The following is a 14,897-nucleotide window of genomic DNA, read 5'->3' as shown; positions in this document are numbered from 1 at the left end:
GGAGGGACGGCGGCATGAATTTCCTGGTCACCGGCGGCGCCGGCTTCATCGGCTCGGCCGTGTGCCGGCATCTGTGCGCCAATCCGGCCTACCGCGTCACCAATCTTGACAAGCTCACCTATGCCGGCAACCTCGCATCGCTGCGGCCGATCGAGAACGCGCATAACTACCGCTTCGAGCAGGCCGACATCTGCGATGAGCGCGCGGTGCTGGAAATCTTGCGCCGCGACGACATCGACATCGTCATGAACCTCGCCGCCGAGAGCCATGTCGACCGCTCGATCGACGGGCCCGGCGCCTTCATCGAGACCAACATCGTCGGCACCTACCGCATCCTGAATGCGGCGCTGGAATACTGGCGCGGCCTGTCCGAGGAGCGCAAGACGGGCTTCCGCTTCCATCATGTCTCGACCGACGAGGTGTTCGGCGACCTGCCTTTCGACGGCGGCATGTTCGTGGAGGAGACGCCCTATGCGCCGTCCTCGCCCTATTCGGCTTCGAAGGCGGCCTCCGACCATCTGGTGCGCGCCTGGCACGAGACCTATGGCCTGCCGGTGGTGCTGTCCAATTGCTCGAACAATTACGGGCCGTACCATTTCCCCGAAAAGCTGATCCCGCTGGTCATCCTCAACGCGCTCGACGAGAAGCCGCTGCCGGTCTACGGCGCTGGCGCCAATGTGCGCGACTGGCTGTTCGTCGAGGATCACGCGCGAGCCCTCGAGCTGGTGGCCACCAAGGGGCGGCCGGGCGAGAGCTACAATGTCGGCGGCAATTCCGAACGCACCAATCTCGGCGTCGTCGAGGCGATCTGCGATCTTCTCGACCTCAGGCGCCCGCGCGCCGGCGGCAAGCGCTATCGCGAGCTGATCGCCTTCGTCACCGATCGCCCCGGCCACGACCGTCGCTATGCGATCGACGCCTCCAAGATCGCGCGCGACCTTGGCTGGGCGCCCAAGGAGAATTTCGACAGCGGCCTGGCCAGGACCGTCGACTGGTATCTCGACAACAAATGGTGGTGGGGGCCGATCCGCGAGCAGCGCTACGCCGGCGAGCGGCTGGGCCGGACCGCGGCGGAGAAGCGCCCGGTCGAGAACGCCCCGGTCGAAAGCGCAAAGATCGAAAGCAGCCCGGCCGGGAACGCGGCCGAGAGCAGGAAGGTGGCCACGTGAGGCTTGCCGTCACCGGACGCGAGGGCCAGGTCGCAGCAAGCCTGGTCGAGGCGGCGCGGGGTCGCGACGATGTCGAAGTCGTCGCCGTCGGCCGCCCGGCGCTGGACCTTGCGCGGCCCGACACGGTGTTCGCGGCACTCGAGGCGGCAAGGCCCGACATCGTCGTTTCCGCCGCCGCCTACACCGCCGTCGACCAGGCCGAGGATGAGAAGGATCTGGCCTTCGCGGTGAACGCGACCGGCGCCGGCAAGGTGGCCGAAGCCGCGGCGAGGCTCGGCGTTCCCGTCATCCACCTGTCGACCGACTATGTCTTCGACGGCACCAGGGACGGCGCCTATGTCGAGACCGACCCGACCGCGCCGCTCGGCGTCTACGGCGCCTCCAAGCTCGCCGGCGAAGCGGCCGTGGCGGCGGCAAACCCGCGCCACCTCATCCTGCGCACGGCCTGGGTCTACAGCCCCTTCGGCAAGAACTTCGTCAAGACGATGCTGAGGCTGGCGGGTGACCGCGACGAGATCGCGGTCGTCGCCGACCAATGGGGCAATCCGACATCCGCGCTCGACATCGCCGACGCCATCCTGCATGCGGCGGCGAGGCTGGGAGACGACAGGAATTTCGCCGCCTTCGGCATTTACCATCTGGCAGGCGAGGGCGACACCAACTGGAGCGGCTTTGCCCGTCACATCCTCGACACAAGCAAGGCGTTTGGTGGCCCGCACGCCGAAGTGCGCGATATCGCGACGAGCGACTATCCGACCAAGGCCAGCCGCCCGCAGAATTCGCGGCTGTCGAGCGCGAAGTTCGCGGGCGTGTTCGGGTGGCAGGCGCCGCATTGGCGGGAGGCGGTGGGGAGGGTGGTCAGGGGGCTGGGGGGCAGCGAGACGAAACAGGCATTGAGTGCATGAACGAAAATCCATCACCGGAGCAACTGCGCGATGCGAGCGCGCAGCCGGCCGATCAAGCGGCGCCGAAGAAAGGCGTCAGGGCCAAGTCGGCGAAGACCAAGCCCGCGAAGCGCACCTGCATCATGGTGCTCGGCATGCATCGCTCGGGGACAAGCGCGCTGACGAGAGCGATCAGCCTGCTTGGCGCGGAGCTGCCGAAGAACATGCTCGGCGCTAATCCAACTAACCCTGCCGGCCACTGGGAGCCGCTGCGGTTGATGGAGCTTCATGACCGTATGCTGGCTGATTCAGGAAGCCGTTGGGATGACTGGCGCGCATTCAATCCGGCAGACCTCGGTGTACGGCAGCCGTTTTACAAAGCTGAGATCGCTCGGTTGATCGATGAAGAATTCGGCGACGCGCCGCTTTTCGTTCTCAAGGATCCGCGCATTTCGCGTTTTGTGCCGCTCTATGCGGACATATTGAAGCGGCTGCACATCGACGTGTACTACGTTATTACCGAGCGCAATCCACTTGCCGTGATCGCCTCGCTCGAAAAACGCAATGGCTTTACGTATGGCTTCAGTGCGCTTTTGTGGTTGCGCCACGAATTGGAGGCCGAGCATGCAACACGAGATTTTCCACGTATCTTTCTTTCCTATGAGGGCATGCTTAAGGATTGGCGTGTTGGAATCGAAAAGCTTACAAGCGCAATTCAAATCGAATGGCCAAAGACTATCGAGGATGTAGAAGAGACGCTCTCGTCGCATTTCTCTGCGCGGCACCAGCACCATCTCGGAAGCCCGGAATTGCTTGCGGCCGATGGGCGCGCGATAAGCTGGATCAAAGAGACCTATCGCGCACTTACAGCGCTTGAGGAAGACTCTTTCGATAGTTCCGCTCTCGCGCACCTGGATGCAATTCGTATCGAATTTAACGGTGCAAGTGCAATCTTCGGCGGAGCAGTGTTCCCTGAGATACAGGCGCGCGAACAGGCCGCAACTGCCAAGCTAGTCCAGGCTCAGCGGCAGGCGGACGAACAAGCGGCGGAAATTGATCGACTAACAGCCGAACTTGCGACGCTTGAGAAAGTGGCAGTCGCGAGAGATGCTCAGCTGACAATGCAGGTACAAGGCCTTCAGCGCTTAACAGAGGTCTGGGCTACGAACCAGGACGCGTGGAAGAGGGAAGTTGCGGCTCGCGAAAGTGAATTGTCAGCACGCTCCGATCGAGATGAGCTGCTTTCCAAAGAAATAGAAAATAAATATCAGTTTTTGGTGAGAGAATTGAATAATATTCATGCGGGATTCGAGGATATTTTCGAAAAAATATTAAAAATAACGGATGAAAAAAATAAAGCGCAGAATATCGTGGAGGAAATGCGTAGAAGTTTGAGTTGGAGGATGACGTCTTTTTTGAGAAAAGAGATAGACTAAAGATATGAAAATAGCCAGCTTCACAATGCTAAGGGATGAAGAATCAATCCTAGAACCGTTTTGTGATCAATTGAACGAGTTTTTTGATCTTTCGATCGTTGTTGACCACCTATCTTCCGATGAATCGATTAAGGTTGTCAGAGATAGAGTGAGAAAATCTGAGATTTTTAAGCTGGTATCTGATGGATACCCGCAGGCCGACCTAGCAAATATATATATGAAAATGGCCTTCGAGGTATTCGGCGTCGATTACATATTCTTTTTAGATTGCGATGAATATCTTCCATTTGCCGATCGTGCTGAGTTCGAGGCTAAAATCGAAGAAAATCCTGGGGAGTATTTTTCGCTTAACTGGAGAAACATAATTCCAGTAAATCTTAGTGGTGACGGAGATTTTTCGGATGGATTTCTCACCTCGCGCTCGCTGTCTAAATTCACAAAGGTAGCTATATCGAAGAAATTTTACCATGCGCACCCAGATATGGTGATAACCCAAGGGTACCATACTGTTATTGGAATTCCTTCATCTTCAACCGCTGCCAATATCTCTCCGATCGGGCTGCTCCATATACCTGTGCCGTTTCGGGAAAAATACTTATGGAAGATGGCATCATCTTCATCTTCTATACGGGGGAATGAATTTCTTACGAACAATCGCCTCGGAGTTCACTGGGTCGAGCATGATGACCTCAACAGGCGAAAGACCCTTAGTGACAAGGACCTTATAAATATCGGGTTGTTGTATCCTGAAATAGACCTAAGAAAGAAAATAAAGTTAGAAAAGCTTGAATTCACGTTTCCATATGTAAAAAGCAGATTTAAGCCCGGAAAAATGGCAAGAGTACCCCGGCGAAAGGCCGGGATGGAAAGGTCGCAAGACTTTGTAATACTAGATGAAAACGATTCCAGAGTCTTCGAATCAAAATGTGGAACGCTATCCGTAGCTTCCGTGGAAAATTTGGGAAGAAATTCGATGCATCGCAATTCTCTGATTTCTGAGGTCGGCGCAGGTGGAGTGAAAGGAGTAAATGCAAGGGCTTTTGATCCTGTAGATATCCAAGATAAATACATCGCGCCGCTCTTTTCGCTACCTAGAAAATTGCCGGTCACGGCCTGGCACGGGCACATCCCCTTTCTGTTCGTGCTGTTTCGAAATTTGAGGCCCCGCGCCTATGTCGACCTTGGCGTTCATTTCGGTGCCAGCTTGATAGCTGCAGCTACTGCGGCGCAAGCTTTTGATGTGAAGACCGAACTGTGGGGCGTCGATACATGGGAGGGCGACAGTCACGCCGGTCGTTATGAGGGCGACAAGATCTACGATGATCTTCTGTCTTTCCTAGATCGAAGCTTTTCCGGAGTTCATTTAATCCGATCGACATTCGACAACGCGAGAGCGGATTTTGACGGCCGGCCGATCGATTTGCTGCACATTGACGGGTTGCACACGTATGAAGCTGTTAAGCACGACTACGAGAATTGGCTGCCGGCAATGAGCGATCGCGGCGTCATCATGTTTCATGACACCAATGTGCGCGAACGTGATTTTGGCGTCTGGCGTCTTTGGGGTGAGTTGAGAACGAAATTTCCTTCGCTGGAGTTTATGCATTCGCATGGATTAGGTGTGCTGTTTGTCGGTCAACAAAGCCTGAACGACGCTTATCTCAGGCGCCTTGTCGAGGACGAGTCGCTGTTCGATGCTTATCGGGCCACCGTCTCGCAAGTTGCCGAGTTGCTCCCGCTCCGCTCTGCTTATCTGGCTTCTGAACCGGACCTATCCGCCGCTGATTCTGTATACCCGCCCGCGGAAGGGGATGTCGGAGAGATAAGGAAGCAGCTGACTGATGCTCAATGGGCGCTTCAACATTACAAGAATCAGCTGCAGAGCATTAGGCAACAGTATGAACATTCGACAAGCTGGAGAGTTACCGCTCCATTAAGATACGTCAAGAGATGGGTTGGCAAGTAGGCGAACGATGCGCATAGGGTTCGTTGGTCCGCATACCTATTTTGAGAATCACTTCCCAGAAAGATGGAGAAGTAGGGAGAATATCTTATGTTTGGATGTCGATGAGTGGGATTACTCATTTCTGACTAGGATGATTAATTTTCGACCTGATATTACCATATTTTACAGGCCTGAGCTTTATCCAAAAAAGTACCTGAGATCTATAAGCGGTCGAAAGGTTGCCTTTTTGACGGAGCCAATCCAGTCAGTTGGGGAGGTGGAAACTTTAGAGAGCAAGCTTCGTTCTCACGTATATTCGAGAATGAGTTGGGAAAGTTACGATTATTGCTACTACTACGATGAAACTAAGCGAGCTGCTGTTGAGGAGAAAGGGTGGCCGATCGATGCGTATCATCCGTTGCCTATAGATACGTCTGTTTTTCGCCCAACCGTAGCGAGCCGGCCAGTGGATGTAGCTTTCGTGGGAAAGCCAACGCCACATAGAGTTGCGGAATTGGATTTTCTTCGATCTACCGACTTACGGTTTGTTTGGATCGCGCACGGATTGTCGGGGCGCTCTTTGGCTGCTCTGTTTCGAAGATCGAAGGTTATCCTCAACATTCACGCCGACGAGATGCAGTCTTTTGAGCCTAGGATATATCTTGGTGCGGCCTGTGGCTGCGCGGTCTTGTCGGAACCTACGGGCCAAAGCCCAGCTATCATGAAAGACGCTGTGATCGAGTACACCGGATCTTTGGACTATGGTGCGGTCCAACGTGCCATAAGATTGTTTCACACGGGTGTGCCGCAAGAATCCGCAAGGCTCCAGTTCGAGGAACTGAGTGTTGATCGTTTCGTTGGAACAGCGAAGAACTCTTTGAGAGCATAGCAATGGTTTCGATATCGGTGGTGACATGCACGAATGACCCCGATGGGTATGGCGAGATGAAAGATAGTTTTCTGCGTTTTGCGGGACTGTCAGAAGAGATTGAGTTTATACCGATACGCAGCGCTAGGTCTATGTCCGCTGGGTATAACGAGGGCATGAAGGCAGCGAGAGGAGAGTGGTTGATATTCTGTCATGATGACATCAGAATCGTTCAGTCCGATTCAAAAGGTTTAAGTTCTGCATTTGAAGCGTTTGATGTTTTTGGCGTATGCGGCACAAAACGATGCCAATCATCGAATTGGTATTATTCTGACTCGAACGATTTGCTTGGAAGAGTCGTAATACCTGGAAGAAGTGCTAGTGAGCCGGATCTCCTTGAAGTTTTTTCCCCTTTGACCGGGAACTGTAGTGCGCAAGCGTTGGATGGAATATTTATAGCGTCTCGGTCTGAAATTGCACGTAATGTTCGTTTTTCGGAGGAAATAGAGGGATTTACGTGCTACGATATCGATTTTACGTATAGATGTCACTTAAACGGACACAAAGTAGGTGTTTCAAGCGCCGTTTTATTGAAGCATTACAGCAAGGTTGAGACATTTAGCTCGGAGAAGATTGACGGCTGGAGGCGAAATCAAGAGGCTCTTTCTTTGAAATTCGCGTTCCACAGAAGTTTTGATGACAAAATTCGCCATCATACAGTTCCTTTTGACCGGGAAATAGGAGATTGAGAGTATTGGATGAGACGACATGCAGCTAACAGTATCCCTCGTTCGTCGTGAGATAGTTGGCCGCTATCGTGGGTCGGCGCTCGGGCTTTTCTGGTCGCTGCTCAATCCGCTGTTCATGCTGGCCGTCTATACCTTTGTTTTTGGGGTCGTGATGAAGTCGCGCTGGACTGTACCCGGCCAACAAGAAGCGCAGCATTCGACTGGGGAGTTTGCGGTTATCTTGTTTTGTGGGTTGATCGCCTTCCAGTTTTTCGCCGAGGTGGTCTCGTCCGCGCCGGGGCTCATAGTCGCGAACGCCAATTTCGTAAAGAAAATCGTCTTTCCGATTCAAATCCTGCCGGTGGTTACGGCTGGGGCTGCGTTATTTCATGCTGCAGTCAGCTTGGTGGTGCTGCTTGGCTTCGCTTTTAGCGTCTTCGGTCATATCCCAACTACGGTAGTTCTGGCGCCTATAGCATTCTTGCCGCTAATCGTCCTAGTGATCGGCATCGCCTGGATACTCGCCTCTGTTGGTGTGTATTTTCGTGACATGAGCCAGATAGTGGCGCCGCTCGTCACTGCAACTCTCTTTCTGTCGCCAGTATTTTTCCAGCGGGCGTCGTTACCCGATTGGCTGCAGCCATGGCTTTCGCTCAATCCGCTGGCTATTCCTGTCGAGAGCTTCCGCAATGTTGTCATCTTCGGCCTGCTGCCTGACTGGGCAGCCCTCGGCTGTTACTCGGTTGCGGCGATTGTGATTGCATTTGTCGGCTATCAATTCTTCCAAAAGACCCGCAGAGGTTTTGCCGATGTTCTCTGAAGGGTTCGAGACCGCCAGCCAAAACGCGGAGATCGCTATTCGAGTACGCAACGTCTCCAAGCGCTATGTCATGTTTGAGAGACCGGAGGATCGCTTCAAGCAGATGGTTGTGCCGCGTTTGGAACGGCTGATCGGTCGCCCATCGCGACGTTACTTCCGAGAATTTGCCGCTCTTTCAGATGTATCTTTCGAAGTCGGACGAGGCGAAACTGTCGGTATTATTGGCCGCAATGGTTCCGGCAAATCAACCTTGTTGCAGATTGTTTGCGGAACTCTGCAGCCGACGACCGGTTCGGTGGAGGTCAACGGCCGTATAGCCGCGCTGCTCGAACTCGGCGCTGGTTTCAATCCCGAATTCACCGGTCGCGAGAACGTCTTCCTTAATGCGTCGATCCTCGGTGTTCCGCGCAAGGAGATGGAGTGGCGATTCGACGACATCGCCCGTTTTGCCGACATTGGCCCATTCATCGATCAGCCCGTGAAGACCTATTCGTCGGGCATGTATGTGCGGCTTGCGTTCGCCACGGCTATCAACGTCGACCCGGACATTCTGGTAGTGGATGAGGCGCTGTCGGTTGGCGACGAAGCGTTCCAGCGCAAGTGCTTTGCCCGCATAGAGGATATAAAGGACAAAGGTGGCACTGTCCTGTTTGTCAGCCATGGCGCCCAGACGATTGTTCAACTCTGCACGCGAGCGATACTGATCGATGCCGGAGAGAAGATACTTGAGGGTAGACCGAAACTCGTTGTCGGTCAGTACCAGCGACTGCTCCATGCGCCGGYCGATCGCTCGAAGGCGATCCGATCGGAGATATTGGGGGGCATCGAGGACAAGTCGAGCGGCGGTATCTCTCGGACCGGACCGGATGCGGAGCTGCCGGCGGAGGACTTTTTCGATCCGCAGCTCAGTGCGCAGGGCACCATCACCTATGACGAGAATGGCGCGACCATATCCGATTTAAGGATAACCACGGCGGATGGGCGTCTGGCCAATGTGCTAGTGATGGGCGAGACTTACCAGTTCCGCTACCGGGTCAAGTTTTCGCGGACCGTCGGAAAGGCCGGCTTTGCGATGCTGATAAAGACGGTGYAGGGGCTGGAATTGGCGGGGCAGACTAGTCACCAGCTGGGCGAAGGGCATGTGGCCTGTGCCGATGATCTCTTTGACATCTGTTTCCCCTTCAGAGCGATATTTATGCCGGGTACCTATTTCGTAAACGCCGGCGTCTACATCAGCGGCGGCGAGGAGTTTCAGCAATTGCATCGTCTTGTCGATGCTATAGCCTTCAAGATTTTGCCAACCCCGCATGACCGCGGGCGCTTCGGCTTGATCGATGTCGTGCCCCCCCGAGAGGCAAAAGAGGCTGTGGTGACAAGGAAGTAGCTTCGGCATGCGGGCGAATGCGTCGGACCAACATGTGTTGGGTTTCATCGTCGGAGGTGTACAAAAGGCTGGCACCACAAGCCTGTTCGGCTACCTCAGTTTGCACCCTCAGATGGTGATACCGTCCACCAAGGAAGCGCATTTTTTTGACGACGAAACTCAGAACTGGGCCGAGCCGGATTATTCCAAATTGCGGCGGCTATTCCCCGAAGGTATCGGCACGGGCATCGGATTTGATGTAACGCCGATCTATCTATTCTGGCCGCCGGCCCTGGAGAGGATAAGACGCTACAATCCGAGAATAAAACTTATCTTCGTTTTTCGCGATCCGATCGAGCGAGCATGGTCGCAGTGGCGTATGGAAACAGATAGACAGGCGGAGAGCTTGCCCTTTCATGTGGCGATTCGGCAGGGGCGCTGGCGGCTTAGGAGTGTCGTTCAAACCGACCCAGCGTGGCGCGTGTACAGCTATGTCGAGCGGGGTTTCTACGCACGGCAGCTTAGGCGGTTGTTTGCTTTGTTTCCCAGGGAGAACGTCCTTCTCTTGCGCTCGCTCGATCTTCAAAACGATCATCGGGGGACACTGGAATCCATTGCTAGGTTCCTCTCTATCCAATCCTTCCCCCCGCTCGCTCCGCGAAAGGATCATACCGGAAAAACGCGGGAGAATGAGCTACGACCGGAAGACGTCACCTATTTGCGCGAGGTTTTCTACGATGACACTGTCGAGTTTTCCAGGTTATCCGGATTGTCGGTCGCCGATTGGCCGACCGTTGACCCCAACGTGGCAATAGCAGGCTGATGTCTAGGCCGAATATTCTTTTCATCGTGGCCGATGATCTCAATTCATGGATCGCTCCGCTCGGCCGCCATCCTGACGTCAAGACTCCTGCAATCGATCTGCTGGCGTCACGTGGGACTACGTTTCTGCACGCTTACTGTACGGCGCCCTATTGCAATGCCAGCCGGATGTCAGTCTTTTCGGGGTGCCTGCCCACGACAACGGGCGTGTATCACAACGAGCCATTCTGGAGGGCGCCACACCGTCGCATCACACTGCCCGAAAAACTGCATGAGGCAGGATATTTTTGCTTCGGTGCTGGTAAGGTATTCCACGGCGTTTTCGACTACGCAGATGCTGGTCGCAACAGGACACGGTCTGCGCAATGGACGGATACTGAGAACCGTTCCGCGCTTTGGGACGAGTTTCACGTGACCGCGGCAGAGCCTTTGCCATCAGAGCGACCGCTTAACGGCATGTTTGACTTTGATGATTTTCAAAACGTAGCACCGATGAATCATCATTTCGATTGGGGTGCTGTCGAGCCCACTCGCGAACTAGAGATGCCTGACTTCAAGACCGCCGAGGCAGTGTGCTCGTTCCTGAAAAAGCAGCATAAGCAGCCGTTCTTTTGTGCCACGGGTTTCTACAAACCCCATCTGCCTTGGTATGTTCCGCAGCGTTTCCTCGATCTTTATCCCATCGACAAAATTACCCTTCCGTTCGTCAAGAGTGACGATCTTGACGACGTTCCAGCCATCGCCAAAACTTGGGCCCTTTCGCCGCCGGACCACGAAACTGTCCTGAAACACGGGCAATGGCGCAATGCCGTACAGGGTTACCTTGCGGCAATTTCCTACTGCGACAGCCAGATTGGACGCGTGCTTGCCGCCCTCGATGCTTCGCCCGCTGCCGAGAATACGATCGTTGTTCTCTGGGGAGACAATGGATTCCACCTCGGCGAGAAGTTGCATTGGCGGAAATTCGTCCTATGGGAGGAAGCCACGCGCGTGCCGTTCATTCTGCTGCCACCGCGGAACATCGTGACCTCGCCGCGTGTGGAGCAACCGGTTAGTCTGGTCGACATATTCCCCACACTTTTCGATCTTTGCGGGCTCGAATTGCCGCCGGATATCGACGGGCGCTCCCTTGTGCCACTGGCGCGGGGGGGGCAGATGGAAGATCACGCCGCCATCATGACATGGTTGCGCGGTAACCATTCGGTGCGACTGGGGCGCTGGCGCTACACACGCTATTCGGATCTGTCCGAGGAACTCTATGACCTGAGTGCCGACCCCTATGAGTGGAATAATCTGATCGGCGATACCCGTTTCGAGGAGGTGCGCTTAGGTTTGGCCGACCGTCTGCCGACCGACCGTCGAGTTTGATGGGCTGAGCGAGCCTGGTGATCGTCTTTAGCCTGCACTCCGGTGCTTGAACCTGAAGCGGTCATTGATGCATCCGAGACCAGTCGCATATACGCGTTATTATGCTGCAAGCAAGAAGAGGGCCGCTGTGTTTTTTCTTTCTCCCGATGACGATCCTCGGCAGGATCAATTGGTCGGCGACATTCGCGGTTACGTACGCGATCTCGTTGGAAAAGAGTCCTCTGTGCTGGAAATCGGCCCCAGTTATATGCCACTTTTTCCCAAGCGTGACGGGTTCAACGTTTCAATTGTTGATCACGCTGATCAAGCGGATCTCGTCCGGAAATATCAGGTGCTCAACGTTGATCCGTCTTTAATAGAGCCTGTTGACTACGTTTGGCGTGGGGGTGCTATTTCCACCCTTCTGAAACGGCGCAAATTCGATTACGTCTACGCGTCGCATGTTGTTGAGCATATGACAGATCTGGTGCGATTTATTAGTGATTGCGAAAATATCCTGAGTGATGATGGCAACGTGGTCCTCGTAATTCCCGATAAGCGTTACTGCTTTGACATTTTCCAGCCAATTACCGACACTGCAAAGGTGCTGGGCGACTATGTGCGGACGTCAAAATCACACAGCTTCGAGAGCTTATACAGGGAGGAATCGCAAGCGTCGGTGGATTATGAAGGCAAGAACGTTCTTGCGTGGTGGCAGGGTCGTGTTGCAGGGTTAAAGTTGATGCGTGCAGATCCTCGTGGGCGCCTCAGAACCTCGCTGGCGGCGGTATCAAATCCCGAATATGTCGATGCTCACGAGTATTTCTTCACACCATCTAGTTTTTTCTTAATCATGGAAGAGTTATTTTTCCATGAGCTAATAAACCTCCGCACAAAACTTCTTACGAGATCCAGAGGCTGTGAGTTTTTAGCGATCCTGGGCCCTTCAAACGGATCGGAAAGGCTGCCGGCCGAGCGGTTCTGCACACTAAAGCGTGAACTGTTATTAAATGTCATCCGTGAACAAACTGAGGCATGGCGACAATTGGCGCCAATAGACACTCCCATCTCGGTCGGCAGTTTGTTCGCTCCCTAAAAAGGATAGAAAGGTCGCCTGAAGCACAATAGTAAACTGATTCGCGTGGCAGGCCTTTCATTTCTCGTTGCTGACAGGCAGCACAGCGACATAACGTCCTCCTGAAGCCACCGCCCCCAAAAAACCTCTGGCTCTCCCGCCCGCTCCGCGCTAAGGCGATAACCGGGCGACGGGGTAGTGGATTTGCAATCTAGAGTGGTGGCGGACGATGGTCCGTCCGGCGCGGTTCTGGTATGCATATCCCACGCCTGGAGTTCAGTACTACCCAATGACCGCCTATGTAGAAGCCGTATCGGAACTTCGACCGAGGATGCGGCGCGCCATCATCATGGTCCAGGATCTCGTCATGGTCCTGGTCGCGGTGGCTCTTAGCCTCACTCTTTCCCAGTCGCGGCTGTCGTTCGACGCGTTCTCCTCCGGCGGGCTGGCGTGCTGGGCGCTCATCGTGCTCATCGCCCATTTGCTGTTTCGCTTCAGCGGCCTCTACAACACCGTTTGGCGCTTTGCCTCCACGCCCGATTTCTTCAACATCTTGAAGGGCTGCGGCAGCCTGACGGTGGTCCTCTATCTGGCCGCGCTTGGCTTCCGCTTCTTCTTTCAGCCTGTCATGGGCCTCAACGAGCGCCAGTTCATCGTCTTCTTCCTGGTCTCCTTCACCATCATCTCGGCGCCCAGGCTCTATTATCGCTTCCTGCGCGACGGCGCGAGCTGGCGCATCCTGCGCCGCGCCGTCGGCGATGCCTCGACCAAGCAGGCGCTGTTCATCGGCCGGTTGAGCGAGGCGGACGTGATCGTGCGCTTCACCCGCACGGCCCAGCCCGCCGAATACGCCATCGCCGGCATCATGGCCACCGAGAGCGACGCACCGCTCGGCACGCAGATCCAGGGCGTTCCGGTCGTGGCGCTCAGGCCGCGCCTGGTCGAGGTGCTGGAAGACTATGTCAAGGGCACGCAAAGCCTCGACCTCCTGATCTTCGGCCAGGGGGTCGAGCGCGAGATCGAGGACTATGCCGAGCTGGTGCGCGTCGCCCGCCACAGCGGCATCGGCGTCGTCCAGTTTTCCGGCCTGTCGGAACTGGGGCAGGGCGGCAAGCTGGTTCTCGACGCCGTCGAGATGGAAACCATCATGCGCCGCTCGGCGGTCGCCACCGACACCGCGCGCATCGGCGCCTTTGTCGGCGGCAAGCGCGTGATGGTCACGGGCGGCGCCGGCTCGATCGGCCGCGTGCTGGTCAAGCGCGCGCTGGAACTGGGCGCCGAGGCGGTGCTGGTGGCCGACAATTCCGAGTTCGGCATCTTCCAGCTCGATCAGCAGACCAATGACGGCGACCGCGAGCGGCTGACCAGCCGCATCGTCGACGTCACCGACCGGCCTCACATGACGCGCCTCGTCACCGAGTTCAAACCCGCGATCATCTTTCATGCCGCGGCGCTGAAGCACGTGCCGCTGCTCGAGGAGAACTGGGAAGCGGCGATCGAGACGAATGTCTTCGGCACGCTTGCCTGCGCCGAGATCGCCGCCGAATGCGGGGTGCCGCAGTTCCTGCTGATTTCCAGCGACAAGGCCGTCGACCCGACCTCGGTGCTGGGCGTCACCAAGCGGGCGGCCGAACAGATCGTCTCCTCGCTGCATGAGGCCCAGGCGGTCTCGCCGCCGCGCGCCGGCGCGGCGAACGGCCATGCCGGCACGTCCGATTTGCGTCGTTCGGGCACGAAATTCATCGCCGTGCGCTTCGGCAATGTCTTCGGCTCCAACGGCTCGGTGGCGACCATCTTCCAGGCGCAGATCGAGGCCGGCGGTCCGGTCACCATCACCGACCGGCGCATGACCCGCTATTTCATGACCGTGGCCGAAGCCGTCGACCTCGTCATCATGTCGGCCGCCGATGCCGAGCAGCGCCAGGGCGCGGATGACTACGCCATCTACATGCTCGACATGGGCAAGCCCGTGCCGATCCTCGAAGTCGCCGAAACCATGATCCGCATGGCCGGCAAAAGCCCCTACACCGACATCCCGATCCGCTTCACCGGCATCAGGCCCGGCGAGAAGCTGCACGAGACGCTGCACGCCGAGAACGAGGAGGTGGTCAAGCTCGACATCGCCAAGATCTTCGGCCTCAGGACAGGCGTCGTCGAATGGCCCAGGATCGAGGTGGCTCTGCCGGCGCTGGTGGCCGCCATGCACGACCGGGACAAGGCCGCGGCGCTCGCTATCCTGGCCGGGCTCTACAAGGCGGAAGAAGGCATTGGCGGCCGGCGTGAAGAGGCGGCGCCGAAAGCGGCCGGGCAGGTCGGCTAAGCATGTCTCCCGAAAGTGGAAACCGGTTTCGGGATAAAGACAAACATAAAATCAAGGACTTAAAGCGCACTATGCGCTTTACAGCTGTGCCGCATGACCGCAATTGGCTATTGAAACCTG

Annotated in this window: 11 protein-coding genes; all 11 read left to right on the top strand. The window is 56.0% G+C overall.

All coding sequences use genetic code 11. The features are described from left to right. The first annotated feature begins 14 nt into the window (after positions 1-14). The 11 genes from rfbB (at position 15) to LCM4577_RS25180 (ending at position 14,777) form a co-directional block, all read left to right on the top strand. Positions 15-1,169: a dTDP-glucose 4,6-dehydratase gene (rfbB, locus tag LCM4577_RS25230; protein WP_244508431.1), complete on the top strand. Its 1,155-nt coding sequence runs from the start codon at positions 15-17 to the stop codon at positions 1,167-1,169. Next, a complete protein-coding gene (rfbD, locus tag LCM4577_RS25225; RefSeq protein ID WP_071073989.1) occupies positions 1,166-2,074 on the top strand; it encodes a dTDP-4-dehydrorhamnose reductase in 909 nt (302 codons plus the stop codon). Before rfbB ends, rfbD begins: the two co-directional genes overlap by 4 nt. Next, positions 2,071-3,489, top strand: a complete 1,419-nt coding sequence (locus LCM4577_RS25220; RefSeq protein ID WP_131803521.1) for a sulfotransferase family protein — start codon at positions 2,071-2,073, stop codon at positions 3,487-3,489. Before rfbD ends, LCM4577_RS25220 begins: the two co-directional genes overlap by 4 nt. A gap of 4 nt (positions 3,490-3,493) precedes the next feature. Next, positions 3,494-5,455 (top strand): class I SAM-dependent methyltransferase, encoded by a 1,962-nt coding sequence (locus LCM4577_RS25215; RefSeq protein ID WP_083354855.1) that lies wholly within the window; start codon positions 3,494-3,496, stop codon positions 5,453-5,455. Between the two features lie 870 nt (positions 5,456-6,325). Continuing rightward, entirely contained in the window at positions 6,326-7,051 is a 726-nt protein-coding gene (locus LCM4577_RS25210) for a glycosyltransferase (RefSeq protein WP_083354853.1), read from the top strand. A gap of 19 nt (positions 7,052-7,070) precedes the next feature. After that, on the top strand, positions 7,071-7,850 hold the full coding sequence (locus tag LCM4577_RS25205) for an ABC transporter permease (RefSeq protein ID WP_071073986.1): 780 nt from the start codon (positions 7,071-7,073) through the stop codon (positions 7,848-7,850). Continuing rightward, positions 7,840-9,234, top strand: coding sequence for an ABC transporter ATP-binding protein (locus LCM4577_RS25200; RefSeq protein WP_071073985.1), 1,395 nt, complete (start codon positions 7,840-7,842; stop codon positions 9,232-9,234). The genes LCM4577_RS25205 and LCM4577_RS25200 overlap by 11 nt, the downstream gene beginning before the upstream one ends. Before the next feature lie 37 nt (positions 9,235-9,271). Beyond that, positions 9,272-10,036 (top strand): sulfotransferase, encoded by a 765-nt coding sequence (locus LCM4577_RS25195; protein WP_371410078.1) that lies wholly within the window; start codon positions 9,272-9,274, stop codon positions 10,034-10,036. Beyond that, positions 10,036-11,403, top strand: a complete 1,368-nt coding sequence (locus tag LCM4577_RS25190) for a sulfatase (protein WP_083354852.1) — start codon at positions 10,036-10,038, stop codon at positions 11,401-11,403. Before LCM4577_RS25195 ends, LCM4577_RS25190 begins: the two co-directional genes overlap by 1 nt. A 127-nt stretch (positions 11,404-11,530) precedes the next feature. Continuing rightward, a complete protein-coding gene (locus LCM4577_RS25185; protein WP_157900506.1) occupies positions 11,531-12,478 on the top strand; it encodes a methyltransferase domain-containing protein in 948 nt (315 codons plus the stop codon). A 268-nt stretch (positions 12,479-12,746) separates the two neighbouring features. Beyond that, positions 12,747-14,777, top strand: a complete 2,031-nt coding sequence (locus LCM4577_RS25180; protein WP_071073981.1) for a UDP-N-acetylglucosamine 4,6-dehydratase — start codon at positions 12,747-12,749, stop codon at positions 14,775-14,777. The last annotated feature ends 120 nt before the right edge of the window (positions 14,778-14,897 follow it).

The organism is Mesorhizobium sp. LCM 4577, from assembly GCF_001854795.2.
Taxonomy (GTDB): domain Bacteria; phylum Pseudomonadota; class Alphaproteobacteria; order Rhizobiales; family Rhizobiaceae; genus Mesorhizobium; species Mesorhizobium plurifarium.
Note: the sequence above shows the minus strand (reverse complement) of the source record. Positions and strands in the feature narration are given on the sequence as shown.